The organism is Pseudomonas sp. LFM046 (genome assembly GCF_000949385.2).
Lineage (GTDB): Bacteria > Pseudomonadota > Gammaproteobacteria > Pseudomonadales > Pseudomonadaceae > Metapseudomonas.
In genome coordinates, this window is the sequence record NZ_JYKO02000001.1 from 640,255 (window position 1) to 664,875 (window position 24,621).

Sequence of the window (24,621 nt, forward strand, 5' to 3'; positions counted from 1 at the left end):
GCCCTTCCTAGCTCCGCCTGCCTGGCGGCTATGCTATGATCTGCGCCCCCGAAAATCCGCTGCGACTACCCGCTGATCCGCCATGAGCAAGTCCGACCCGATCTACAAGGTGATTTTCCTGAACCAGGGCCAGGTGTACGAGATGTACGCCAAGCAGATCTATCAGAGCGATCTGTGGGGCTTCCTGGAGGTGGAAGAGTTCGTCTTCGGCGAACGCACCCAGGTGGTGGTCGACCCGAGCGAAGAGAAGCTCAAGGCTCAGTTCGAAGGTGTGGTGCGCAGTTTCCTGCCGATGCATTCCATCATCCGCATCGACGAGGTGGAGCGCCTCGGCACGCCGAAGATCAGTGAGGCCAGGGGCGGCGGCAACGTGATGCCGTTCCCCCTGCCAATGCCGGAGAAGTGATCGGTCGAGTCGCTTTATCGAGCCGCTGCCGTCAGGGCAGTGGCGAGAAGGGTGAGCCGCCGTCTGCGGCCTGCAGTTCCAGCAGGTAATTGCGGAAGATCTGCCCCAGCACCTGGGTCGCGATTTCCAGCTCGTCGCTACGCATTTGCGCCGCCACCAGGTCGGCGCTGTCCATCGCCTCGTCCGAGCCGTTCACCGCAGCCATCTTCAGCACGATGTAGGCCTGCACGTTGTTGGCCGGCACCCCTTCGCCCCGGAAGAACATGTTGCCCAGGCGCAATTGGGCCTGGGCGTGGCCCTTGAGGGACGCCTGTTCGAACCATTGCAGGGCCTGGGCCAGGTCGCGCGGGGTGCGCTTGCCGTCGTAGTAGAACTCGCCGAGCTCGTACTGGGCTTCGGCATCACCGCCCTTGGCGGCCTGTTGGCAGGCAGAAATGGCTTCCGAGAGGTTTTCCGGCAGGCTGTTCAGGTTGCAGCGGCCGGTCGCTGGGATCAGCAGGGAGTTGCCGCCGGCATTGGCCAGCAGTGGCAGGAGAAGCAACAGGCAGCCCAGGATCAGGGTGCGGCCGGTGCGGTTCATGGGGGTCACAGCGCCTCGGAAGCAATGCGGGCATCATGCCCGGCCGGCGAGAAACGCGCCGACCGTCACATTATGAAATAAGGCGGGGCGATCTTACAAAGCCTTTGCTTTGTTTGCGTTCGGCGGGGTGTTGCGAAATGCCATCAGTCGCCAGGCCAGCAAGGGATCAGCAGCCCAAGCAGGGCGCAGAACCAGGCCGGGCGCTCCCCATCGTCAAACACCTGGCCCGCCTGCACCAGCACGAAAGCGCTGGCCAGGCAGGCGAAGGCGAGGATGCCGTCGGAGAGGGCGGTGCTGTATTGCATCAGGCCTGTTTGAGCGTGGCGAAGGCGCGCTCGGCGGCGTCCAGGGTGATCTTCAGCTCGGTTTCGCCGTGGGCGATGGAGGTGAAGCCCGCCTCGTAGGCGCTCGGTGCCAGGTACACGCCGCCATCCAGCATCAGGTGGAAGAAGCGCTTGAAGCGCTCGGCGTCGCTAGCCATCACGTCCTGGAAGGTGACGACGTTGTCGGCGCCGCTGAAGTACAGGCCGAACATGCCGCCCGCCTGGGTGGTGACGAAGGGGATGCCGGCGGCATCGGCACGTTGCTGCAGGCCGTCGAGCATGCGCGTGGTGTAGTCGGTCAGCTCGGCGTGGAAGCCCGGGCGGCTGATCAGCTTCAGGGTGGTCAGACCGGCGGCCATGGCCAGCGGGTTACCGGACAGGGTGCCGGCCTGGTAGACCGGGCCCAGCGGGGCGATGTGGGACATGATCTCGCGCTTGCCGCCGAAGCAGCCCACCGGCATGCCGCCGCCGATGATCTTGCCGAAGGTGGAAAGGTCCGGGGTAATGCCGTAATAGGCCTGGGCGCCGCCGAGGGCGACACGGAAGCCGGTCATCACCTCGTCGAAGATCAGGACCACGCCGTGCTTGTCGCAGAGGCTGCGCAGACCTTCGAGGAAGCCCGGTGCCGGGGGCACGCAGTTCATGTTGCCGGCCACCGGCTCGACGATGATGCAGGCCACTTCATTGCCCACGTCGGCCAGGGTCTTCTCCACGGCGTCGATGTCGTTGAACGGCAGGGTCAGGGTGTGCTGGGCGAAGGCGGCCGGTACGCCCGGGGAGCTGGGAACGCCCAGGGTCAGGGCGCCGGAACCGGCTTTCACCAGCAGGCTGTCGGAGTGGCCGTGGTAGCAGCCTTCGAACTTGATGATGCTGTCGCGACCGGTGAAGCCGCGGGCCAGGCGAATGGCGCTCATGGTGGCTTCGGTGCCGGAGCTGACCATACGCACCATCTCCATGGACGGCACGAGGGAGCAGACCAGGTCGGCCATTTCCACTTCCAGCGCGGTGGGCGCGCCGTAGGAGAGGCCGTGTTCCAGCTGCTTGCGCACCGCGTCCAGCACGTCCGGGTGGCTGTGGCCGAGGATCATCGGGCCCCAGGAGCCGACGTAATCCACGTAGCGCTTGTCGTCCTCGTCCGTCACGTAGGCGCCGGCCGCGTGCTTGAAGAACAGCGGAGTGCCACCGACGCTCTTGAAGGCACGGACGGGCGAGTTGACGCCGCCGGGGATGTGTTTCTGGGCATTGGCGAACAGGGTTTCGGAACGGGACATGGCAGGTCTCTCTTTCAAGCGAATTCGGGGTCAGGCGCGGTCGAACAGGGCACTGAAGGCACGGGCGCGGCGTTCCACCTCGGCTGCCGAGTCGGCGCCGAACAGGGCGTGGATCACCGCCACCATGCTGGCGCCGCGGGCGATCAGCTCCGGGGCGTTGTCCAGCGTCACCCCGCCGATGGCGACGATGGGCAGCTGGAAGCACTGCCGGGCCTCGTCCAGCAGCTCCAGGGTGGCGGCAGGGGCGCCCGGCTTGGTCTGGGAATTGTAGAAGCGGCCGAAGGCGATGTAGCTGGCGCCTTCCTTGATAGCGCCGGCAGCCAGATCGAGGCTGGCGTGGCAGGTGCCGCCGATGATGGCCTGACGACCCAGCAGGGCGCGGGCTGCGGCGAGGGAGCCGTCGCCCTGGCCGAGGTGCAGGCCGACGCCCAGGCGCGCGGCTAATTCGGCGTCGTCATTGATGATCAGCTGGGCGCCATAGCGGGTGCAGAGTTCTCGCAGAGACTCGGCCTCCCGCAGGCGGCGGGCCTCATCGCTGGATTTGTCGCGGTACTGCAGCAGCTTGGCGCCGCCCTTCAAGGCCGCTTCCACGTAAGGCAGCAGCTTGCCGTCGGCCAGCAGTTGGCTGTCGGTGATGGCGTAGAGGCCACGCAGTTTCATTGGCAGAAATCCAGCGGCAGGCGGCGTGGCACGTACTGGCCGTGGCCGGGTTGTTCGGCGTCACGCAGGGTGCGCCAGGTGTAATCGAGGGCGGTGCGTACGGCGCTGGACAGCTCCTCGCCCAGGGCCAGGCGGCCAGACAGGGCGCTGGCCAGGGTGCAGCCGGAACCGTGGTAGCTCCCGGGCAGGCGCTGGCAGGTGAAGGTGTGGCGTTCACCGCTCTGGGTGTAGAGGCGGTTGTGGACTTCGTTTTCGTCGCCGTGGCCACCGGTGATCAGCAGGTTGCGGCAGAACGGCAGCAGTTTCTCGGCGCATTCGTCCGGGGTGCCTTCCGGCAGTTCGGCGAGGATGCGCGCTTCCGGCAGATTCGGGGTGGCGATGGCGGCCACCGGCAGCAGGCGTTCGCGAATCGCGTAGCCCACTTCGTCCTTGCCCAGGGCACCGCCGCCGCCGGCACGCAGTACCGGGTCGCAGACCAGGGGAATGCCCGGCAGCGATTGCATGATCTCGAGGACGGTCTCGACCATTTCCACCGAGCCGAGCATGCCGAGTTTGACGGCGGCCACCGGCAGGTCGGCGATCACGGCGCGGGCCTGGGCCAGCACCCATTCACGGTCGAGGACGCGGAAGTCGGAAACGTTGACGGTGTCCTGAACGGTCAGGGCGGTCACCGCCGGGGCGGCGTGGCAACCTTGCGCGATCAGGGCTTCGATATCCGCCTGGAGGCCGGCGCCACCACTGGGGTCGTGGCCGGAGAGGCAGAGGACTACGGGGCGAGAGTTGGTCGTTTTCATGGTCGGCGAGCTTACCACTAAACACCTCGCCGGGCCGCACTGGCGGCGCTTTGCCTCAGGGGCGCCGAGCGGTGCCTGATTCTGCTGCTTGAAAGCCCCGGAATAGAGCCGTTTTTGAATGATGGCAAAGTGCAGCTTTCAGCTACCTTGCGCTGTGCTAGAGTGCTTCTTTTTGATCAACCTGGCCCCAGGTGGCGCGTCGGATAAGGAGGTGGACTCCAGACGCAGTCAAGAGGCCACTGTGGGGCTGCATGCGGATCGTCCTCCTTGCCTTTCTTTGTCTGTTCGCGGGCCTGGCCGGTGCCGTGGAGTTCGACGAGCAGACGCGCAACGTACCGCTCGGCCAGTACATGGACGTGTTCGAGGACGTGCGCGGCGACGCCAGCATTGAAGACATCACGTCTCCCGCGCTGGACGGCATCTTCCGCCGTAACGAGAAACCCGTACTCAACGCCGGCTATTCGCGCTCGGTGTTCTGGCTGCGTGTCGACCTGGACTACCGCCCGCGTGTCCAGGGGGGCGTGCAGGACTGGCTGTTGGAGCTGGCCTACCCGCCGCTGGATCACCTCGACCTCTACGTGCCGGACGGCCAGGGCGGCTACGTGCTCGCCCAGCGCACCGGTGATGCGCTGCCGTTCTCCAGCCGACAGATCAAGCAGAACAACTACGTCTTCGACCTCGCCCTGCAGCCCAACCAGCCGCAGCGAATCTATCTGCGCCTGCAGAGCGAGGGTTCCATCCAGGCACCGTTGACCCTCTGGCTGCCCCAGGCGTTCCTCGAGGAGCAGCCGGAGCGCATCTACGTGCTCGGCATCATCTACGGCGTGCTGCTGGTGATGCTGATCTACAACCTGTTCATCTTCCTCAGCGTCCGCGACACCAGCTACCTCTATTACATCCTCTATATCGGCTCCTTCGGGCTCTACCAGATATCGGTCAACGGTGCCGGCATCCAGTACTTCTGGCCTGACAACCCCTGGTGGGCCAACGCGGCGACGCCCTTCCTGATCGGCTCGGCCGCGCTGTTCGGCTGCCAGTTCTCCCGCAGCTTCCTGCACACCGCCGACCACAGCCCCTGGATGGATCGCGCGCTCCTTGGTCTGATGGCCGTGGGTGGGTTGACGATGATCCTGGCGCTGACCGTCAGCTACGGCCTTGCCCTGCGCCTGGCCACTTCCCTGGCGCTGATCTTCACCGTGGTGATCTTCTCCGCGGGTGTGCTGGCCTGGCTGCGTGGCATGCGCGTGGCGCGCTACTTCATCATCGCCTGGAGCGCCTTCCTCCTCGGCGGCGCCATCAACACCCTGATGGTGCTGGGCTACCTGCCCAACGGCTTCTTCACCATGTACGCCAGCCAGATCGGCTCGGCACTGGAGGTGGGTCTGCTGTCCCTGGCGCTGGCCGACCGCATCAACGCCATGAAGGAGGAGCGCACCCGCATCCTCCAGGACGCCGGCCGCAAGCTGGAGGCGTTGAACCAGGAATTGGCCAACAGCAACCGCCTGAAGGACGAGTTCCTCGCCACCGTCACCCACGAGCTGCGCACGCCGATGAACGGTGTGATCGGCTCCCTGGAACTGATGCAGACGCTGCCGCTGGACGACGAGCTGGAGCAGTACCAGCGCACGGCCTCCAGTTCGGCGCGGGACATGATGCGGCTGGTCAACGACATCCTCGCGATGACTGAGCTGCAAGCCGGCAAGCTCTACCCGAAGCGCGAGCCGTTCAGCCTGCGCGGGATGACGGACAGCCTGAAGGTCCAGTTCGCGCCACGGGCCGAGGAAAAGGGGCTCGTCTTCGACATCAACCTCGATCACAAACTGCCGGACACCCTCGAAGGCGACTCCGGCAAGCTGGCCCAGGCGCTGGGCTACCTGCTGGACAACGCCATCAAGTTCACCGGTCGCGGCAGCGTTGGCCTGGAGTTCAGTGGTGAGGAGACGGCCGAAGGCGGTATCGCCCTGCGGATCGACGTGAGGGACACCGGTATCGGCTTCACCACGCCGCCGGACGGGCGGCTCTATCGCCGCTTCTACCAGTTGGATGGCTCCATGACCCGCGAATATGGCGGTCTGGGCATCGGCCTGGCCCTCAGCCAGCAATTGGTGGAGTTGCTGGGCGGCACGCTTTCACACGATTCCCAACCGGGTTGCGGCAGCACCTTTACCTTGATGCTGACCCTGATGCTGCCTGCCCAGGCCCCGGCTACGCCCATACGCCGCCCGGGGGGCCAGCCCCAGCGCAGGCCGGAGCAATGCACCGTGCTGGTGGTGGAAGACAACGCCATCAACCAGTTGGTGACCCGCGGCATGCTGCTCAAGCTCGGCTACCGCGTGCGCACGGCCGACAACGGCGCCGAGGCCCTCGAACAAATCCGCCGCGAGCCCATCGACGCGGTGCTGCTGGACTGCCAGATGCCGGTCATGGACGGCTTCGCCACCTGCCGCGCCCTGCGTGCCATGCCCGGTTGCGCCGACCTGCCGGTGCTGGCCATTACCGCCCACAGCCACAGCGGCGATCGCGAGCGCTGCCTGGCAGCCGGCATGAGCGACTACCTGGCCAAGCCGGTGAAGTTCGAGGAGCTGCGGGCGCTGCTGCACGACTGGCTGTTGTGCAAGTCGGTGGAGAGCGTGAAGTCGCTGGGTTGACGATCGCGGTCCTGCAAACGGAATCGCCCCGCGTTCAAGGCATTTATGCTGCTGATCGCGGCGTTTATCCCACTTTCTGCAAGGTCTGAATCCTGATTCACTGAAAGAAGTGAACCGGGATTCAGACCATGGCCTACCGCACCACCGCATCCAGAATCGACCGCGACCAGACGCTGCGCAGCCACATTCTCGACTGCGCACATGCGCGGGTGGTCGAGGGTGGTTTCGCCGCGCTGACCATGCAGGCCCTGGCCGAGGACGCCGGAATCGCCACCGGCAGCCTGTATCGCCATTTCGGTAACAAGGGCGAACTGGCCGCGGAGGTCTTCGCCCGAGCCAGCCAGCTGGAAGTGGATAGTCTTGCCGAAGTGCTGCGCGGCTCTGGTCCGGCGACCGAGCGGCTGGCGCGCGGCTTGCGCCGGTTCGCCGCACGGGCCTGGTACAGCCAGCGGCTGGCCTTCGCCCTGATCGCCGAGCCGGTGGACCCCGAAGTGGACGAACAGCGCCTGCGCTACCGCGAAGCCTATGCCGAACTGTTCTGCCGACTGCTGGAAGAGGGCCAGGGCAGCGGTGAATTCCAGGTCCCGTCCATTTCCCTGACCGCAGCCTGCCTGGTGGGCGCCATCGCCGAATCCCTGGTCGGCCCGCTGTCGCCCCCGGCCCGCGCGGCCAGCCAGGCGCCGGGCACTCTCGAAGCGGTCTGCGCCAATCTCGTTTCCTTCTGCCTGCGCGCCCTCGGCGCCAGCCAACCTGCCCACGGAGACCTGCGATGAGCCTGCACGAGTTCGCCGAAACCCATGAAGTCTTCAATCAGGTGCCGCCACTGGATGGCGCCAACCTTTACCGCGTCGACCTGCCGCTGCAGGAGTGGGTGCGCCGTTACCAGGGCGGCTGGGCTGAGCAGCGCCTCGACACTTACGGCGCCCTGGCCGGTGGCCCGCTGATGGCGGCCGGCTTCCTTGCCAACGAGAACAAACCGGTATTCAAGAGCCACGACCGCTACGGCCACCGCATCGACCTGGTGGAGTTTCACCCGTCCTATCACGAGCTGATGCGCGCCTCCATCGAGCACGGCATCCCTTCCATGCCCTGGACCGACCCGCGCGCCGGCGCCCAGGTGGCCCGCGCCGGCATGAGCTACCTGCACAGCCAGGCCGAAGCCGGCACCGGCTGCCCGCTGACCATGACCTTCGCCAGTGTGCCGGCCCTGCGGTTGCAGCCGGACCTCGCCGAGAAGTGGCTGCCGAAGATCCTCGCCACCGAGTACGACCCGCGCAATGTGCCCATGGAGCAGAAGACCGGGGTCACCATCGGCATGGCCATGACCGAGAAGCAGGGCGGCACCGACGTGCGCGCCAACACCACCCGCGCCCATCCGGTGGGCATCCCCGGACCGGGCCAGGCGTACGAGTTGGTTGGTCATAAATGGTTCTGCTCGGCGCCCATGTGCGATGCCTTCCTCACCCTGGCGTACACCGACAAGGGGCTGTCGTGCTTCCTCCTGCCGCGTCACCGCCCGGATGGCACGCGCAATGAGTTCTACATCCAGCGCCTGAAGAACAAGCTGGGCAACTGGTCCAACGCTTCCAGCGAAGTGGAATATCGCGGGGCGCTGGCCTGGATGGTGGGCGAGGAAGGGCGCGGCGTGCCGACCATCATCGAGATGGTGGCGCTGACCCGATTCGATTGCATGATCGGCTCCAGCGCCCTGATGCGTCAGGCCCTGACCCAGGCCGCCCACCACTGCGCCCACCGCAAGGTCGGTGGCCGGGTGCTGGCCGCGCAGCCGCTGATGCAGAACGTCCTGGCCGACCTGGCCCTGGAAAGCGAGGCCGCCCTGGCGCTAACCCTGCGCATGGGGAACGCCCTGGACAATGCTCACGACGAGCAGGAGGACAAGTTCGCCCGCCTGGTCACCGCCGTGGGCAAGTACTGGATCTGCAAGCGCGCGCCGGCAATGATCAACGAGGCCGCCGAATGCCTCGGCGGCGCCGGCTACGTGGAGGACACCATCCTGCCGCGCCTCTACCGCGAGGCTCCGGTGAACTCCACCTGGGAAGGTTCCGGCAATGTGCAATGTCTGGATGTACTGCGCGCCCTGTCCAAGGAGCCCGGCGTGCTCGATGCCCTGTTCGCTGAATTGGGTGATGGCCACGGCGATGCGCGTCTGGCGACCTTCATCGGCAACCTGAAGAAGGGCTTCGCCGACACCGCCGACATCCAGTACCGCGCTCGCCAGCTCACCGAGGACGTGGCCGTGGCGCTGCAGGCCAAGCTGCTGCTGGAAGCCGGCAATGCCACCGTCGCCGATGCCTTCATCGGCAGCCGCCTGGGCGGCCATGGCCGCGTCTACGGCACCCTGCCGCGCGGCGCCGACGTCGAGGCCCTCGTCGCGCGCTCCACGCCCCACCTCGCCTGAATCCAGGCTCGACCACCCGCCCGAACGGCGGGTGGTGCAAGCGGTGCCCAACCTGCTGAATCGTTCTATGCCTTTGCTTGTCCAAGCAGGCAAGATAGGTCCAGAGCGACTAGACAGGATGCCGACCGTGAGCCTCGAACCGACCGATTTTGTGATTGCCGAAACCGCCGAGGAAGCCGTCGATCGCCTCGCCGAGCTACACAGGCAGGCCACCGGTGCCCTCAGCCACGCACTGAAGCGCTACATCAAGGAACGCATCGAGCCGGACGCTGGAGAGCGGGCGCTGTTCCGTTATCCGCTGCTGCGCATCACCTACCGCTGCCAGGGCGAGGTGCCGTCCACCACCCGCGCCTTCGCCAAGATCCAGGTGCCGGGCAACTACAGCGTCACCGTCACCCACCCGGATGCTTTCCGCACCTATCTGCTGGAGCAACTGCGGCCGCTGATGCACGACTTCACCGTACTGGTGGAGGTAGGCCCCAGCCAGCAGAACATTCCGTATCCCTACGTGGTGGAGCAGGGCGATGAACTCGCCGGTTCCGGGGTGACTGCCGCCGAGCTGGCGCGGGTGTTCCCCAGCACCGACCTCTCCGCCGCCACCGACGGCGTGGCCGACGGCCTCTATGAATGGGAGAACGCCGACCCGCTGCCCCTGGCGCTGTTCGACGCCGCGCGGGTGGATTTTTCCCTGCGCCGCCTGGTGCACTACACCGGCAGCGACTGGCGCCACGTGCAGCCCTGGATCCTGCTGACCAACTATCACCGCTACGTCGACCAGTTCATCCGTCACGGCATCGACCAGCTGCGGGAGGACCCGCGCTTCGTGCGCATGGTGCTGCCGGGCAATGTGGTGGTGGAGCGGGGCATGGACGAAGGCGAGATGCAGGCCATCGTCGACGGCGTGGTCTGGCATCGCTACCAGATGCCGGCCTACCACCTGATCGCCGCCGACGGCCATGGGGTGACGCTGGTGAACATCGGCGTCGGACCGTCCAATGCCAAGAACATTACCGACCACCTGGCCGTGCTGCGGCCGCACTGCTGGCTAATGATCGGCCACTGCGGCGGCCTGCGGCAGTCCCAGACCATCGGCGACTACGTGCTGGCCCATGCCTACATGCGCCGCGACGGCATTCTCGACCGGGTGCTGCCGCCCAACATCCCGCTGCCAGCCCTGGCCGAAGTGCAGCAGGCGCTGCAGGAGGCCGCCGCCCAGGTCACGGGTGAGCGGGGCGAAGACCTCAAGCGCCGGCTGCGCACGGGCACCGTGCTCACCTACGACGACCGCAACTGGGAGCTGCGCTGGGCCCAGGAGCGACCGCTGATCAACCTGTCGCGGGCGGTGGCGGTGGATATGGAAAGCGGTACGGTGGCGGCCCAGGGCTATCGCCTGCGGGTGCCCTACGGCACCTTGCTGTGCGTTTCCGACAAGCCGCTGCACAGCGAGATCAAGCTGCCCGGCTCGGCCAGTGCCTTCTACCAGCGTGCCGTCAGCCAACATCTGCGTATTGGCATCGCTGCCCTAGACCTGCTGCGCACCCAGCTCAACGCGCTGCACTCGCGCAAGCTGCGCAGCTTCGACGAGCCGCCATTCCGCTAGTTGGCGCACCCTACGGGCATGCACCGCGAGGGGATGGATGGGGCCGCACGATGCGGCCCTTTTTTATTGTCGCGCCATAGGTGGAATCAACCACTGATACCCCGGCGTCGGCACGCGAAAGCGGTCCGCGTCCACCTGCCAGTCCGTCAGCGCTTTCGCCAGGTCACGGGGCGGGGCGAACTGGCCTTCGTCAGTGAGGTTGAAGGTGCCGAAGTGGATCGCCAGGCTGTGCTGCGACTCCAGTTGCTGATGGGCCTGCACCGCGTCGTCCGGATTCATGTGGTTGTCGCGCATGAACCAGCGCGGCGCGTAGGCGCCAATGGGCAGGGCGGCGAAGCGCATCGGGCCGAAGCGCTCGCGGATCAGGCGGAATTCCGGCCCCAGTCCGGTATCGCCGGGAAAAAGGAAAGGGCCGTCCGGTGATTCGATCACGAAACCCATCCACAGGGTCTCGTTGGTGTCGCTGCGGGTCCGCGCCGACCAGTGCTGCACCGGCACCGCGTGGAGCCTCAGCCCGCCAGGCAGCGGCAGTTCCTGCCACCAGTCCAGCTCGACCACCTTCTTGAAGCCGGTTTCGCGGATCAGCACACCATTGCCCAGCCCGCTCACCACGGTGGCCAGCGGGAATCGCTCCACCAGGGCGCGCAGGCTCTCCACGTCCAGGTGGTCGTAGTGGTTGTGGCTGACCAGGATCAGGTCGATGGGCGGTAGCTGGTCGAGGCCAAGCCCCGGCTGCTGGTGGCGTTTCGGGCCGACGAAGCTGAACGGGCTGACCCGCTGCGACCAGACCGGATCGGTGACGATGTTCAGTCCGCGATGCTGGATCAGCAGGGTGGCGTGATTGATGTAGGTGACGCGCAATTCGTCGCCTTCCACCCGCGTCGGCACGGTGGGTGGCACTTTCGGGCCGGGCTGGTCGATCCAGGCTGCTTGCTTCTCGCGGCTGAACTGCCAGCGGAGGAAGGCGCGCAGGTCCTTGTGGGGCTTGGGTTCGACGTTGTGGAAGCGGCGGCCATCGAAGTTGGCCGACTGCGGCCCCCGGTAGGGCGAGCGATGGAAACCGGCGAGGGTCATCAGGCTGATCAGCCAGGTGGGGCGCAGGGCACGCGGCATGGCGTTCTCTCTTGCGACAGGAGGGCAGTCAACCTAGCATGCCTCTCCCATTCCCTTACCGCCAATCCGTTTCCAGGCATGTCGCGTCCACCTCGTCCCGCCCGTCCCGCCAATCGCCGCCCTGGCCCGGCCGCGCCACGCCGTGTGGCCAAGGCCCCACCGGCCGAGCCGCGGCTGGTGCTGTTCAACAAACCCTTCGACGTGCTGACCCAGTTCAGCGACGGCGAAGGCCGGGCGACCCTCAAGGATTACATCCCCATTCCCGGCATCTATCCCGCCGGGCGCCTGGACCGTGACAGCGAGGGCCTGCTCCTGTTGACCAACGATGGCCGCCTGCAGGCGCGCATCGCGGATCCGAAGCACAAGCTGGCGAAGACCTATTGGGTGCAGGTGGAAGGTGAGCCGAGCGAGGAACAGCTTCAGCGGCTGCGCGAAGGCGTTGAATTGAACGACGGTCCGACCCTGCCGGCCGAGGCACGGATGCTGGAAGAGCCCCAGTTGTGGGAGCGCGACCCGCCGGTGCGTTTCCGCAAGAGCGTGCCGACGGCGTGGATCGAACTGGTGATTCGCGAGGGGCGCAATCGTCAGGTCAGGCGCATGACAGCCGCAGTGGGCTTGCCCACATTACGTCTGGTGCGGGTGCGCATCGGCCCCTGGAGCCTCGACGGGCTGGGGCTCGGAGAGTATCGGGAAGTGCCGGCCCGGCTCTGAACCGGGCAGGTGGAGGATGCTCAGAAGCCTTCGAGGCCGCCGATCACCAGCGTCTTGATCACGAAGCCGAGCACGCCCAGGCCCAGGGCGAGGAACAGGATCATGGTGCCGAAGCGGCCGGCCTTGGACTTCTTGGCCAGGTCCCAGACGATGAAGGCCATGAAGGCCACCAGGGCGGCGATCATCGCCGTCATCATCAACTCTTCGAATTTTTCCGGGCTCATTGCATACCTCAAGGGCTGAATACAGGCTGCACCAGCACGGCCGGAGGCCGGGCGGAAGGCGGGCGGTGCGCTTGTAATTCCGTGAGCCGGAGGGGCTCTTTATGAGGCGGGCCACGCGGGGGTACAGCAAAGCGCGGCGATTATACGCCAAGGCGGTCGCCGCGCGAGGTCCATTCAGCTGCGTAGATGGCCCAGCGGCAGCTCGGTGCTGCTCAGCACCTGATTGAGCACGAAGCTCGATCGCACGCTGGTGACACCTTCGATGCGGGTCAGTTGGCCCAGCAGGAACTGCTGGTAGTGGTCCATGTCCGGCACCACCACCTTCAGCTGGTAGTCCGCTTCCATACCGGTGACCAGGCTGCACTCCAGCACCTCGGGGCACTGGCGGATCACTTCCTGGAAATGCTCGAAGCGCTCCGGCGTGTGCCGGTCCATACCGATCAGCACGTAGGCGGTGAGGCTCAGCCCCAGCTTCTTGCGGTCCAGAAGGGCTACCTGGCGGATGATGTAGCCATCGTCTTCCAGTTGCTTGACCCGGCGCGAACAGGGCGAGGGCGACAGGCCAATGCGCTCGGCCAGCTCCTGGTTGGAGATGCGGGCATCGCGCTGCAGTTCGGCGAGGATCTTCAGGTCGTAGCGATCGAGTTTTTCCATTGTGGCCGTCTTGCTTTAACTGGATTGCGCTGAATAATGCTGTGTTAGTGATTAATTGCGCAAGTGGTGTTCTGGTGAGCAATCTTCGCAATCATTCGTCGCGTCGTTCGCCGTAAGATTTCTCTCAGTTTCAAGGCCCGGACAGCAAGTCCACCCGACCCGCCCAATCAGGTGCGTCGGCGCCGCCGATCCAACCGGTTCGAGCAGGCACCCGGGTCCGCTCTGCCCAATCAGGCAGGCGATGAATGCAGCGACACGATCGCCAGCATCGGACGAATTTCCCCGAAGGGGGCTCCAATGGATGGGGCCCCCTTTTTTCTTGCCCGGAGAAAAGTAATGCGGTCGGGATGAGACTAGTCGTGCCTGACCACTTCGCTGGGGTCGGCATGCACCAGCACTTCGGCGCGCGGGTATTGCGCCGTGATGGCTGCGGCGGCCTGCTCGCAGAGGGTGTGGGCGCGGGACAAGGGCAGTTCGCCGGGCAGTTCCAGGTGCAGCTGAACATACCAGTGGCTGCCGGAGATCCGCGTGCGCAGGTCATGGGCGCCGAGCACGCCGGGCACGGTGCAGGCCAGGCGATGCATGTCGGCACTGATCTCCGGCGAGAGTTCCTCGTCCATCAGCACCGACACCGACTCCCGGGCAATGCCGAAGGCGCTCCAGAGGATGTAGCCGGCGATGCCCAGGCCGAACAGCCCGTCGGCCTGCTGCCAACCCAGGCTGGCCAGCACCAGGGCGAGGAGGATGCCGCTGTTCAGCAGCAGGTCGGAGCGGTAGTGCAGCGAATCCGCGCGAATGGCGGTGGAGCCGGTGGCGTGGATCACCCGGCGTTGCAGCATCAGCAGGCCCGCGGTCAGCAGCAGCGACAGCAGCATCACCCCGATGCCCAGCATCTCGGCACCTAGAGGCTGCGGGTCCTGCAGGCGCTGGAAGGCCTGGACCGCCACCAGCACGGCGCTGACGCCGATGAACAGTGCCTGGGCCAGTCCTGCCAGGGCCTCCGCCTTGCCATGGCCATAGCGGTGGTCCTCATCCGCCGGTTTCAGTGCGTAGTGCACCGCCAGCAGATTGAGGAACGACGCGGCGCTGTCCAGCAGCGAGTCGGTAAGGCCCGCCAGCAGGCTGACCGAGCCGCTCATGGACCAGGCCACGGCCTTGGCGACCACGAGGATGATGGCAACGGTCAGCGAGGCGCGGGTGGCCAGGCGCAGCAGCTGCGCGTGCTCTCGGGACGAGGTCATGCCAGCTCCGGTCTGTGCGGGACAGAGGCCGAAGCCGGCAAAGCGGCGGGAATCTGGCCGCAGCGAACGGGGGCGGCGTGACGCGCCGCGTGCCGGGCCAGGGCGGCCATGTCAGGCCGCCGGACGCAGGCCGTAGGCGGCCAGTTGCTGCAGGTTGCCACTGCGCTGGAGCAGTTGCGGGTTGTCCAGCGGCAGGTCGTGGCCGGTTTCGCGGGCGATGATGGACTTCAGGCGCACCGGGTCCACCTTGCCGTCGGCGGTAACGGCATCGCGCAGGGCTTCAGGCGAGACCTGCGCGGTCTTGCCTTCGGGCAGGTAGATGGCGCCGGTGGCGAAGTCGACGGCGAAAGCGATCAGGCCGGGAATCACATAGAAGAGGATGCCGATGGCATCCAGGCCGGCCACCACCGGATCGATCTTGCCTTCGATCTGGCCGCGCCGGTCCGGGTAGAGGATGGAGCCGCAAGCGGTCAGTTGGGTGAGGAGGGCAGCGGCAACGGCGCCGCCGATCAACCGGGAAGCAATGCGCATGAAGATCTCCTTGATCAAAAGTCGCGACTATACCAAGCCCACTGTTGCAATACCGCCTGGCATAGCTAAGACCCGGGCTAGGAACCGGCGGTTCGCCGTTATACTTGCGCGCCTGCCTGGAGTGCCCATGAATCCGCTACCCATCGATGCCGTTCTGCCCGAGCTGCGGGCCGCCCTGCAAACTCGCCACGAAGCCGTGCTGGAGGCGCCGCCCGGCGCCGGCAAGACCACCCGCGTACCGCTGGCGCTGCTGGACGAGCCCTGGTTGGCGGGGCAGAGCATCCTGATGCTGGAACCTCGCCGCCTGGCCGCCCGTGCCGCCGCCGAACGCCTGGCCAGCGAACTGGGCGAATCAGTGGGCGAGACCGTGGGCTACCGCATTCGCCTGGAGTCCAGGATTGGCCCGCGTACCCGCGTCGAGGTGGTGACCGAGGGCATCCTCGCCCGGCGCCTGCAGGAAGACCCGGCGCTGGAAGGCGTCGGGCTGGTGATCTTCGATGAGTACCATGAACGCAGTCTTGACGCTGACCTCGCCCTGGCCCTCTGCCTCAATGGCCGCGCGCTGCTGCGGGATGAACCGCCGCTGAAGGTGCTGTTGATGTCCGCCACCCTGGAGGGCGAGCGCCTGTCGCGCCTGCTGGACGACGCGCCCGTGGTGCGCAGCGAAGGCCGCATGTTCCCGGTGGCGCAGCATTGGGGGCGGCCGAGCCAGCCAGGCGAAGCGCTGGAGCCCAAGGTGGTGCAGACCGTGCTCCAGGCCCTCGCCGATGAGCCCGGCAGCCTGCTGGTGTTCCTGCCCGGCCAGGCGGAGATCCGCCGCGTCACCGACCAGCTTGCCGAGCGCCTGGACGGCCGCCCCGAGATCCTGCTCTGCCCGCTTCATGGCGAGCTGGACCTGGCGGCTCAGCGCGCCGCCATCGAGCCCGCCCCGGCCGGCAAGCGCAAGGTGGTACTGGCCACCAACATCGCCGAAACCAGCTTGACCATCGACGGCGTGCGCGTGGTGGTGGACGCCGGCCTCGAGCGGGTGCCGCGCTTCGACCCGGCCAGCGGCATGACCCGCCTGGACACCCAGCGCATTTCCCGCGCCTCTGCGACCCAACGTGCTGGCCGGGCCGGACGTTTGCAGCCGGGCGCGTGCTACCGGCTTTGGTCCGAAGCCCAGCATGATCAACTGGCTGCTCACGGCAGTGCGGAGATCCTTCAGGCCGACCTCGCCGGCCTGGCGCTGCAACTGGCGCGCTGGGGCGTTGGCGATCCCAACGAGCTGGCCTGGCTCGACCCGCCTCCCGCCGCTGCCTATGCCCAGGGCCGCGACCTGTTGCAGCGACTCGGCGCCCTGGCCGAAGACGGCAGCCTGACCCGCCACGGTCAGGCCATGGCTGAACTGCCGGCCCACCCGCGCATCGCCCACCTGCTGCTGCGCGGTCATGCCTTGGGGCTCGGCACCCTGGCCTGCAACCTGGCCGCTCTGCTCGGTGAGCGCGACATCTTGCGTGGCGGTGGCGCCGACCTGCACAGCCGCCTGGCCCTGCTGGCCGGCGACGACAAGGCCGCGCGCGGCGCCCGGGGTGGCGTGCAGCGTGCCCGGCAACTGGCCCGGCAATTCCGCTCGTACCTGCGCGGCCCGGCCAATGAGGCGGTGACCGACCCGGACCATCCCCGCTGGCTGGGCTGCCTGCTGGCCTTCGCCTACCCGGACCGTATCGCCCAGCAACGCCGCGCCGGTGGCGCGGACTACCGGCTGGCGAATGGCCGGGCCGCCAGCTTCGGCGAGCCGGATGCCTTGATGAAGGAAACCTGGCTGGTTATTGCGGACCTGGGCAGCCGCCAGGGCCAGCGCGAAGAGCGCATCTACCTCGCCGCCGATCTCGACCCGACACTGTTCGACGGCCCCCTGGCGGAACAGGTGCGCCGCCAGGACCTGCTGGACTGGGATGAGCGTGAAGGCGTCCTGCGTGCCGAGCGGCAGATCAAGGTCGGCGAACTGGTGCTGGCCCGCGAGGCCCTGACGGACCTGGATGAAGACGCACGCTCGCGAGCGCTGCTCGGCCTGGTGCGGCGCAAGGGGCTGGAATTGCTGCCCTGGACCCCGGAGCTGCGCCAGTGGCAGGCACGGGTGGCGCTGCTGCGTCGCCTGGATATCGCCGAAAAGGGCGAGAGCGAGTGGCCGGACCTGTCCGACCCCGCCCTGCTGGCTGGGCTTGAGAACTGGCTGCTGCCCTGGCTGGGCAAGGTCAGCCGTCTCAGTCATTTCGCCAGCCTCGACCTCGCCGGTATCCTCCAGGGCCTGTTGCCCTGGCCGCTGCCCCAACGTCTCGACGAACTGGCGCCGCGCACCCTGGAAGTCCCCTCCGGCTCCCGCATCCGCCTCGACTACAGCGAAGACGTGCCAGTGCTGGCGGTGCGGCTGCAGGAACTCTTCGGCCTGGCCGACACCCCGCGCATCGCCGGGGGGCGCCAGGGCGTCAAGCTGCACCTGCTGTCCCCGGCCCAGCGTCCGGTGCAGGTCACCCAGGACTTGGCCAGCTTCTGGCGCAACACCTACGCCGAGGTGAAGAAAGATTTAAAGGGTAGGTACCCCAAGCACTACTGGCCGGATGACCCCTTGGTGGCCGAGGCGACCGCGCGGGCCAAACCGAGGAAGTGAAGCCAGGTCGAGAGCTTTGCCTGCACGGAGGTGAAGAAGGCCCCCAAGTCGAGCCCTCAATGCGCCGGCGGCAGGAAGAACCGTGCGATCAGGGGCAGGTGGTCGGAGATGCGCAGGGTATCGGCCTGACGCACCTGCGCCTCGATGCGGGTCAGGCTGGGGCTGTGGAAAACGTAGTCCAGGGTGCGGTCCGGCCCCTTCACCCTCGGGTCGTTGGGGAACTGGGTGAACCACTGGGCCTGCTGAGCGCCGCTGGCTTCCTCCACGCTGGGGATCATCGGGTAGCGGCTCCACAGTGCCTTCAGCTCACTGTCGCGAGAATAGCGGTGGCGTTGCGTTTCGGAGAGGCGTTCGTACTGGCCGGGGGGTAACTGACTGAAATCGCCGGCCAGCACCCAGGGCTGGCCCTGAGACTGGAACTGGTCGAGCAGGCCCCGCGTCATGGCGACCTGCAGACGCAGGGTTTCCTGATCCTCGGGCAAGGCATCCAGATGGGTGTTGATCGCCGCCAGCCGGCCACCGCCGCGAATCGGCAGATAGCTCACCAGCAGGGCGCGCTTCTTGTCGAACTGGCGACTGATCGGGTCGTTGTCTTCCTGCGGCAGTTGCAGGCGCTCGGCGCTTTCGATACGGAAGCGGCTGAGGGTTGCCAGCTTCATGCCGACACTGCCGAGGATGCGTGGGTCGGGCACGAAGGTGGCCTTCCAGTAAAAGGCCTGGCTGGCGCAGGGGTAGAGGTCCGCCAGGCGCTCCTGGAGCAGGGCCAGTTGGTCCTGGTAGTCGGTGGCGCGGCTCCCCTCGTGGAGTTCCTGGAGGTTGATGATGTCCGGCTGCTCTTCGCGGATCACCCGTACCACTTCATCCAGGCTGTAGGCCAGGTCCTCGGGCGTAGGGCGCTCGTCGGGGCCTTCGGCGTCGGGCAGGTCGTAGTAGAAGATATAGCGCTTGCCGGCCAGGTACTGCAGGTTCCAGGTCATCACCTTGAGCGCCTGGCCGGGCTGCAGCAGCGGGGCTTCGGTCTGACAGGACGTGGGGGCCGGCTCGCGGGCCGCGGGATGCCAGGTCAGTGCATAGATCAGGGCGGCCAGGCCAACGACCAGGGCCGACAGGCTGAGCAGGGCGAAACGCAGGACTCGGGGCATCGGCAAAGGCTGGCAACTATGCTGGTAGAGGGCGAGCATACCCGAGCGGCCGCTACGGCCCAAGCCAAGCGCGCCCTGGAGGAACGGAGTGAGCGGTGAAGCGCTGATTGCCCAGAGGGGGCCCTATGAGGTGGACGTGGTTGCCGGCCAGGACTACTTCTGGTGTCGCTGCGGCCGCAGCCAGCAGCAACCGTTCTGCGATGGCTCCCACAAGGGGACCGGCCTGTTCCCGCTCAAATTTCATGCACAGGTCAGCGAAACCCTGTATTTGTGTGGCTGCAAACGTAGCCACTCGCCGCCGTGCTGTGATGGCACCCATAACGAACTGAACGACTGATCCGGGAGCCGGCATGAAGCTGGGCGTAGTCCTCCGGTCAATCCTGGCCTTGCTTTCAGAAACACGGCGCCGCCGTTCCTTGCTGGCTGGACTGCTGCTCCTGCCCGGTTTTGCCGCTGCTGAGGAGCCGGCGCTGCTTCGCGTGATGACCGACTACTGGCCGCCCTTTCGCATCGCTGGCGAGGGTGGGGAGTTGCGCGGTCTGGACATGGACCTGCTGACCGAGCTGGAGCGTCGCACGGGGTTACGCTTCGAGGTGCAGCGCGCGCCCTGGTCGCGGGGGCTGGCGGCTCTGGAACGCGGCTCGGCGGACCTGATGACCGGGCTGGCCAGAACCCCCGAGCGCGAGCGCTACATCGACTTCCTGGAACGCCCCTATTTCACCTGCGCGCCGCGTTTCTACAGCCTTCCCGAACTCGCCGAAAGCGTCACCGGCTATCCGCAACTGAGCCGTTACGACATCGGCTTCGTGCGCGGATCAGCCTATTTCGAGCCGTTCGATTCCGACCGGTCGCTGCGCAAGGTGGGGGTCAACAGTGAGCGCCAGTTGCTGGACATGCTGCGCCACAAGCGGTTGCAGCTGGTGATCGGCACCGATTGCCAGGTGGGTTACGAGCTGCTGCGCGATCCGCAACTGGCGGGGCGCATCGTCAAGCTCGCCTACCGGCCGCCGGCCCGCACCCAACTCTTCCTCGGCTTCTCGCGCCAGCGGCCGCTCAAGCCCCAGCGCCAGGCCATCGCCCAGGCACTGGGGCAGATGATCGACGAGGGCTGGATTCTGGAAGCCGCGCGGCGTTACCGCTCGGGCGCTCAGTGAGCGTGGGGTTCGATGTACAGCTCGTAGCCCTGGTCCAGCTCCATATCCCAGAAGGCGGCCTCGATCTTGTGGCCGTCCAGGTCGCGGATGAAGCAGCCGTAATAGGGTTCGCCGTACTCCGGGCGCGGGCCGGGTTCGCCCTCGCCCGTGCCACCGGCATCCAGCGCGGCTTCGAAGAAGGCCAGCACCGCCTCCTTGCTGGGGGCGAAGAAACCGATATGGGTGCCGTTGCCGACACTGGCGGGACGCCCGTCGATGGGCGTCTGGATCCAGAATTCCGGGTATTCGCGGCCGTAGGCCACGGCGCCGGGGTGTTCCATGATGCGCTTGCAGCCCAGGGTGGGCAGCACCTGGTCGTAGAAGGCGACGGCGCGCTCGAAGTCGTTGGTGCCCAGGGAGATGTGGGAAAGGATGCTGGGGTTCTCAGCCATGGGAATCCTCCTTGAGTGGCTAGAAAAGCCTAGCAGCCCGTAGAGGATCCATTGCGCCCTGCCAGGTCGGTTCACCCGGCAGGGGAAACCTTCATTGCTCCGTTGCCCGCTCCGTCACCAGGGTGAACATGCGGTACAGGGCGACGCTGACGAACAGCTGGAAGAAGCTGTTGAAGCTTTCCAGTATCACGGTGCCCACCGGGTCCGGGTGCGCGCCCAGTTCGCGGTAGGCGAACCAGTCCACCAGCCAGATCGGCCCCATCACCATCAGCACGCAGGAAAGGATGGTCCAGAAATGCCCCTTGGTGAGCTCGAAGCTCTCCTTGATGGCGTCCAGGGGCGACCGGCCTTCCAGCACCAGCAGGTACTCGGCAAAGGCCAGTTTGATCATCACGTAGACGCCGGGAAGGATCAGCATCCAGACGCCGACCAGGATCAGCAGCGTGCTGATGGCGGCCAGCACGGCGAAAGTCGGCCAGCGGAACAACGCCATGGCCATCACCTGCTGGGGCTTCAGACGGACATGGTGGCTGCGGCTGTCGACGAAGAGGATCAGCGCGCCGACGTAGACGGGGTAGAACAGCATGCTGACCACGATGGACGCGCCCTGGGATTTGTCCGGGCCGAGCCAGGCGATCAGGCCTTGCTGGGAAATGGCTTCGACCATGATCGCCGGAAGGCAGAGCAGGGCGATTGCGCCGACATTACGGGAGAAGAAGAACCAGGAGGCACGCAGCAGCTCGAATAGATTCATCGGCAGGCAGTCATTTTTTCAGGCGGTTGGTCCACGGCACTTTAGCCCAAGCTGCGGCCGCCTCCAAAGGGCAGCTCAGCCGGAACGGTAACGTAGCACCCGGTTCGGCAGTTCCGGCAATAGCCGGGCGAGGTCGGCAGTGGCTACCTGCAGCGTATGTTCGGGCGGGCCGGGGGAGTAGATCAGGTAGTCGTGCTGGAAGATCGCCTCGTCCACCACCAGCGCGATGTCCTCCGCGTGGCCCAGGGGACAGGCGCACTGGGGGACGCAGCCGGTCAGTTCCACCAGCTCCTCGTCGCTGGCGACGCTGGGGCGGGCACCCAGCAGGGCCTTGAGCTGAGTCCAGTCGGCCCGTGCGCCCTCCAGGGTCACCAGCATGGCGTAGCCGCCACCCTTCAGCCGCAGGAACAGGCTCTTGCTCTCCACGCCGCGCAGGCCGAAGCGCTGGCGCACCGCGTGGGCCGTGGGGTAGTCGAGCACGGCTTCGTGGCTGACTTCCCGGTAGGGAATGGCGTGGCGTTCGAGCAGGGCCAGGTTGCGGGCGTGAAGCGACATGGGGGTTCCGGGCAATCGGAGACGGGGGCGCCATGATAATCGTTCAGGGTGGACTGAGATCATCCAGCCCCGCCTCGTGCAGCACCTGATGCTCGATCTCGTGCAGTCTGCCGTTGCGCTCCATGCGCTGCAGCACTTCCTCCAGGCGCGGCGCCAGGTCGCGGTGGCGCGGGTTCAGGTAATGGTGCATCGAGAAGCGTTCCAGCACCGGGTGCAATGGCTGGATGCCGCGTATGCCGTTCTGGCGGAGGATGCACATGCCCGAGTAGTAATCCTCCACATGCACGTCCACGCGCCCTCCAGCCAGTTTGCGCATGCCGTTTTCCGCGCCATTGGAGGGCGACAGGCGGACGCCCTTCAGGCGCAGTTCCAGGGCCGCCTTGCCACGCTCGAATCCCACCCGGTAGGGCTTGAGGCTGGACCAGTCGTGCAGGGGCAGCGGGCGATTGGCGAAAGCCACGGCATAGGATTCGAACAACGGCGTGCGGATCAGCAGCAGGTCGCTGGGCTGCTCGGCGATCAGGCTGGTGCGGCACAGCTCGCCGTCGTTCAGGCCGCGTTCGGCGTCCTGCAGGGCGCGGGCCGCTGGCGCGGCGCGGGTTTCGATGCGGATGCCCAGCTCGCCATAGGCTTCCACCAGGATGCGCTGGCAAATCTGGAACAGCGGCAGGCCCTGGTCGGGAAAGGCGCTGAAGACCAGGCGCGCCTCGGCATGACAGGGAGCGGAAAGCAGCAGGGCAAGCAGGCAGCATCCATGAGCGCGCATTGCGGATTCGCCTTGGGCACGGCCTGCGCTGGAGTGACAGCCAGACGGCGCCGCCTGCCATGGCGGGCGCCTTGCTCCCTGCAACAGACCCATGCGGTGGGTCTCGGCGTCGTCCCCGTTCTCGATGCTCGCGGGGGTAGCTGAAACTATAGACGGCGGTGATCAGTCCGTCGGCCAGGCCGTCAGCAGCTCGTCCGTGAACCGCACCTCGGCGTATTCGCCTTGAAGGTTGGCCAGGGCCATGTCGTGTACTTCCTCGGCGCTGCGCGGGCGGCCGGAGAAGTCCGCCTTGGCGAAGGTGTAGCAGGCGTCCGCCACCACGGTGGTGGCAAAGCCCAGGTTGCCGGCGCTGCGTGCGGTGGCTTCCACCGAGTTTTCGCTGGCCACGCCCACGACGACCACGGCGTCGATGCCGCGCACACGCAGCCAGCGCTCCAGGCCACTGTTGATGAAGGCGTCGGGAACATTCTTTTCCAGCACCTGCTCCCGCTCCGTGGGGGCGAGGTCTGGCTGGAACAGCGCGCCGGACTGGCCGGGGGCAAATACCGAACCCGCCTCGCGGGAGATGTGGCGGATGTGCACCAGCGGCCAGCCGGCCCGGCGCCAACGCTCCAGCAGGGCAGCGATACGCCGTTCGGCATCGGGGTTGTTGCGCGGTCGGTCCAGGCGCTGGATACCTTGCTGCTGGTCGATGATCAGCAGGGCACCGGGCGAGTTCTGCGAGGTCATATCGGTTTCCATTCCCTGAGGCTGGCATACTGGCCGCAATCTACTCTTGTCCAGTCGCCGCCAGCCAGCCGCGAGGAGCCGCGTTGAAGAAGATCGCAGTATTCGCCGACGTGCAGAACCTCTACTACACGGTTCGCCACACCTATGGCTGCCACTTCGACTACAGCGCGTTCTGGCAAGGAATCAGCGCCGAGGGCCAGATTGTCGAGGCCAACGCCTACGCCATTGACCGGGGCGATCCCCGACAGCAGCAGTTCCAGCAGATCCTGCGCAACCTGGGCTTCACCGTGAAGCTCAAGCCGTTCATCCAGCGCAGCGATGGCTCGGCCAAGGGCGACTGGGATGTGGGCATCACCATCGACGTCCTCGACGCCGCCTCCCGGGTGGACCTGGTGGTGCTGGCCTCGGGCGACGGCGATTTCGACCTGCTGCTGGACCGGGTCGCCAAGGCCCACGGCGTGGAGACCCTGGTCTACGGCGTGCCTGGCCTGACCGCCCAATCCCTGATCCGTGCCGCCAGCCGCTATCAGCCCATCGAGGGCGCCCTGCTGTTGCGGAACTGAACCCCGCCCAACCTGGAATTCCACGTGGACCCCATAGCCGTAATCGACTTCGAGACCACCGGCGTCACGCCGGGCAGCCAATGCCGCGCCACTGAAATCGGCGTGGTCATCCTGGAGGGCGGGCGCATCGTCGACCGCTACCAGAGCCTGATGAACGCTGGGGTTCCTGTGCCCGCGTTCATCCAGGGCCTCACCGGCATCACCACGGCCATGCTGCGTGACGCTCCGCCGGTGGAACAGGTGATGGGGGAGGCGGCCGACTTCATCGGCGATCTGCCGTTGCTGGCGCACAACGCCTCCTTCGACCAGAAGTTCTGGGATTTCGAACTGGCCCGCATCGGGCGCACCCGCCGCCAAGCCTTCGCCTGCTCCCTGCTGTTGGCCCGCCGCCTGCTGCCCGAGGCGCCCAATCATAAGCTCGGCACCCTCAACACCTGGGCTCGCCTGCCCAACACCGGCAAGGCCCACCGTGCCCTGGCCGATGCCGAGATGGCCGCCAACCTCACCCTGCACATGGCCGAGCGCCTGCGGGACAAGCACGGGATAAACGAGGTTTCCCACAAGCTGTTCTGCAGCCTGCAGAAGGTGTCGGCGGCGAAGATTCCCGAGATCTTGAGGCGGCATCGGGAAGGCTGATTGCCGCGCGTCGCGCTCCTGGTCAGCCTCCCCTCAAGCCTCGTAGGGTGGGCTTCAGCCCACCAT

At 66.6% G+C, this 24,621-nt stretch carries 27 protein-coding genes; 11 read left to right on the forward strand and 16 right to left on the reverse strand.

Annotated elements, in window-relative coordinates; genetic code table 11:
- The first annotated feature begins 82 nt into the window (after positions 1–82).
- A complete protein-coding gene (locus TQ98_RS03050; RefSeq protein WP_044872282.1) occupies positions 83–406 on the forward strand; it encodes a DUF1820 family protein in 324 nt (107 codons plus the stop codon).
- Positions 407–437: 31 nt separating this feature from the next.
- Here TQ98_RS03050 and TQ98_RS03055 read toward each other — a convergent pair whose 3' ends face one another.
- From TQ98_RS03055 to TQ98_RS03070, 5 genes are all read right to left on the reverse strand, one after another.
- Positions 438–986, reverse strand: a complete 549-nt coding sequence (locus TQ98_RS03055) for a tetratricopeptide repeat protein (protein WP_044872281.1) — start codon at positions 984–986, stop codon at positions 438–440.
- 143 nt (positions 987–1,129) lie between these two features.
- Positions 1,130–1,291, reverse strand: coding sequence for a hypothetical protein (locus TQ98_RS27730; protein ID WP_158249343.1), 162 nt, complete (start codon positions 1,289–1,291; stop codon positions 1,130–1,132).
- Positions 1,291–2,580: a glutamate-1-semialdehyde 2,1-aminomutase gene (hemL, locus tag TQ98_RS03060; RefSeq protein WP_044872280.1), complete on the reverse strand. Its 1,290-nt coding sequence runs from the start codon at positions 2,578–2,580 to the stop codon at positions 1,291–1,293. The genes TQ98_RS27730 and hemL overlap by 1 nt, the downstream gene beginning before the upstream one ends.
- Positions 2,581–2,610: 30 nt before the next feature.
- Entirely contained in the window at positions 2,611–3,240 is a 630-nt protein-coding gene (gene thiE, locus TQ98_RS03065; protein WP_044872279.1) for a thiamine phosphate synthase, read from the reverse strand.
- Positions 3,237–4,034 carry a hydroxymethylpyrimidine/phosphomethylpyrimidine kinase gene (locus TQ98_RS03070; protein WP_044872278.1) on the reverse strand — a complete coding sequence of 266 codons (798 nt, stop codon included), beginning with the start codon at positions 4,032–4,034 and terminating at the stop codon, positions 3,237–3,239. The genes thiE and TQ98_RS03070 overlap by 4 nt, the downstream gene beginning before the upstream one ends.
- Positions 4,035–4,285: 251 nt before the next feature.
- Between TQ98_RS03070 and TQ98_RS03075 the strand changes: the two genes are divergently transcribed.
- The 4 genes from TQ98_RS03075 to amn all read left to right on the forward strand — a co-directional run bounded on the left by TQ98_RS03075 (position 4,286) and on the right by amn (position 10,701).
- Positions 4,286–6,682: a hybrid sensor histidine kinase/response regulator gene (locus tag TQ98_RS03075; RefSeq protein WP_044872277.1), complete on the forward strand. Its 2,397-nt coding sequence runs from the start codon at positions 4,286–4,288 to the stop codon at positions 6,680–6,682.
- A gap of 128 nt (positions 6,683–6,810) precedes the next feature.
- Positions 6,811–7,455 carry a TetR/AcrR family transcriptional regulator gene (locus TQ98_RS03080; protein WP_044872276.1) on the forward strand — a complete coding sequence of 215 codons (645 nt, stop codon included), beginning with the start codon at positions 6,811–6,813 and terminating at the stop codon, positions 7,453–7,455.
- The gene (locus tag TQ98_RS03085) at positions 7,452–9,101 is read left to right on the forward strand and encodes an acyl-CoA dehydrogenase family protein (RefSeq protein WP_044872275.1); all 1,650 of its coding nucleotides are present in this window, start codon (positions 7,452–7,454) and stop codon (positions 9,099–9,101) included. Before TQ98_RS03080 ends, TQ98_RS03085 begins: the two co-directional genes overlap by 4 nt.
- Positions 9,102–9,219: 118 nt before the next feature.
- A complete protein-coding gene (gene amn / locus TQ98_RS03090) occupies positions 9,220–10,701 on the forward strand; it encodes an AMP nucleosidase (RefSeq protein WP_044872274.1) in 1,482 nt (493 codons plus the stop codon).
- A 63-nt stretch (positions 10,702–10,764) separates the two neighbouring features.
- Here amn and TQ98_RS03095 read toward each other — a convergent pair whose 3' ends face one another.
- A complete protein-coding gene (locus tag TQ98_RS03095; protein ID WP_044872273.1) occupies positions 10,765–11,814 on the reverse strand; it encodes an MBL fold metallo-hydrolase in 1,050 nt (349 codons plus the stop codon).
- 144 nt (positions 11,815–11,958) lie between these two features.
- Here TQ98_RS03095 and TQ98_RS03100 point away from each other — a divergent pair, with 144 nt between their 5' ends.
- The gene (locus tag TQ98_RS03100; protein ID WP_044872272.1) at positions 11,959–12,525 is read left to right on the forward strand and encodes a pseudouridine synthase; all 567 of its coding nucleotides are present in this window, start codon (positions 11,959–11,961) and stop codon (positions 12,523–12,525) included.
- A gap of 20 nt (positions 12,526–12,545) precedes the next feature.
- Here the strand turns inward: TQ98_RS03100 and TQ98_RS03105 are convergent, their stop codons facing one another.
- The 4 genes from TQ98_RS03105 to TQ98_RS03120 form a co-directional block, all read right to left on the reverse strand.
- Positions 12,546–12,749, reverse strand: coding sequence for a DUF2788 domain-containing protein (locus TQ98_RS03105; protein ID WP_044872271.1), 204 nt, complete (start codon positions 12,747–12,749; stop codon positions 12,546–12,548).
- A gap of 174 nt (positions 12,750–12,923) precedes the next feature.
- Positions 12,924–13,403 (reverse strand): Lrp/AsnC family transcriptional regulator, encoded by a 480-nt coding sequence (locus tag TQ98_RS03110; RefSeq protein WP_044872270.1) that lies wholly within the window; start codon positions 13,401–13,403, stop codon positions 12,924–12,926.
- A 353-nt stretch (positions 13,404–13,756) separates the two neighbouring features.
- Complete coding sequence (locus TQ98_RS03115; RefSeq protein WP_044872269.1) at positions 13,757–14,644, reverse strand: cation diffusion facilitator family transporter; 888 nt, start codon at positions 14,642–14,644, stop codon at positions 13,757–13,759.
- Positions 14,645–14,755: 111 nt separating this feature from the next.
- Positions 14,756–15,175 carry a hypothetical protein gene (locus tag TQ98_RS03120; RefSeq protein WP_044872268.1) on the reverse strand — a complete coding sequence of 140 codons (420 nt, stop codon included), beginning with the start codon at positions 15,173–15,175 and terminating at the stop codon, positions 14,756–14,758.
- Positions 15,176–15,302: 127 nt separating this feature from the next.
- Between TQ98_RS03120 and hrpB the strand changes: the two genes are divergently transcribed.
- Positions 15,303–17,825: an ATP-dependent helicase HrpB gene (hrpB, locus tag TQ98_RS03125; RefSeq protein ID WP_044872267.1), complete on the forward strand. Its 2,523-nt coding sequence runs from the start codon at positions 15,303–15,305 to the stop codon at positions 17,823–17,825.
- A gap of 56 nt (positions 17,826–17,881) precedes the next feature.
- On the opposite strand, the gene TQ98_RS03130 is transcribed toward hrpB, so the two are convergent.
- Positions 17,882–18,967, reverse strand: a complete 1,086-nt coding sequence (locus TQ98_RS03130; protein ID WP_044872572.1) for an endonuclease/exonuclease/phosphatase family protein — start codon at positions 18,965–18,967, stop codon at positions 17,882–17,884.
- A gap of 88 nt (positions 18,968–19,055) precedes the next feature.
- Between TQ98_RS03130 and TQ98_RS03135 the strand changes: the two genes are divergently transcribed.
- Positions 19,056–19,304 carry a CDGSH iron-sulfur domain-containing protein gene (locus tag TQ98_RS03135; RefSeq protein WP_044872266.1) on the forward strand — a complete coding sequence of 83 codons (249 nt, stop codon included), beginning with the start codon at positions 19,056–19,058 and terminating at the stop codon, positions 19,302–19,304.
- A 79-nt stretch (positions 19,305–19,383) separates the two neighbouring features.
- A complete protein-coding gene (locus TQ98_RS03140; RefSeq protein WP_044872571.1) occupies positions 19,384–20,121 on the forward strand; it encodes a transporter substrate-binding domain-containing protein in 738 nt (245 codons plus the stop codon).
- Here the strand turns inward: TQ98_RS03140 and TQ98_RS03145 are convergent.
- The 5 genes from TQ98_RS03145 to TQ98_RS03165 all read right to left on the reverse strand — a co-directional run bounded on the left by TQ98_RS03145 (position 20,115) and on the right by TQ98_RS03165 (position 23,356).
- Positions 20,115–20,552, reverse strand: coding sequence for a VOC family protein (locus TQ98_RS03145; RefSeq protein WP_044872265.1), 438 nt, complete (start codon positions 20,550–20,552; stop codon positions 20,115–20,117). The genes TQ98_RS03140 and TQ98_RS03145 overlap by 7 nt on opposite strands.
- A gap of 91 nt (positions 20,553–20,643) precedes the next feature.
- Positions 20,644–21,306, reverse strand: coding sequence for a YciC family protein (locus TQ98_RS03150; RefSeq protein WP_044872264.1), 663 nt, complete (start codon positions 21,304–21,306; stop codon positions 20,644–20,646).
- Positions 21,307–21,381: 75 nt separating this feature from the next.
- Complete coding sequence (locus TQ98_RS03155) at positions 21,382–21,861, reverse strand: YbaK/EbsC family protein (RefSeq protein ID WP_052659186.1); 480 nt, start codon at positions 21,859–21,861, stop codon at positions 21,382–21,384.
- A gap of 43 nt (positions 21,862–21,904) precedes the next feature.
- Positions 21,905–22,627 carry a transporter substrate-binding domain-containing protein gene (locus tag TQ98_RS03160; protein WP_103102861.1) on the reverse strand — a complete coding sequence of 241 codons (723 nt, stop codon included), beginning with the start codon at positions 22,625–22,627 and terminating at the stop codon, positions 21,905–21,907.
- A gap of 162 nt (positions 22,628–22,789) precedes the next feature.
- Positions 22,790–23,356 (reverse strand): cysteine hydrolase family protein, encoded by a 567-nt coding sequence (locus TQ98_RS03165; protein ID WP_044872260.1) that lies wholly within the window; start codon positions 23,354–23,356, stop codon positions 22,790–22,792.
- A gap of 83 nt (positions 23,357–23,439) precedes the next feature.
- Here TQ98_RS03165 and TQ98_RS03170 point away from each other — a divergent pair, with 83 nt between their 5' ends.
- On the forward strand, positions 23,440–23,919 hold the full coding sequence (locus TQ98_RS03170) for an NYN domain-containing protein (RefSeq protein WP_044872259.1): 480 nt from the start codon (positions 23,440–23,442) through the stop codon (positions 23,917–23,919).
- Positions 23,920–23,943: 24 nt separating this feature from the next.
- Positions 23,944–24,555 (forward strand): 3'-5' exonuclease, encoded by a 612-nt coding sequence (locus TQ98_RS03175; protein WP_044872258.1) that lies wholly within the window; start codon positions 23,944–23,946, stop codon positions 24,553–24,555.
- Positions 24,556–24,621: the final 66 nt, after the last annotated feature.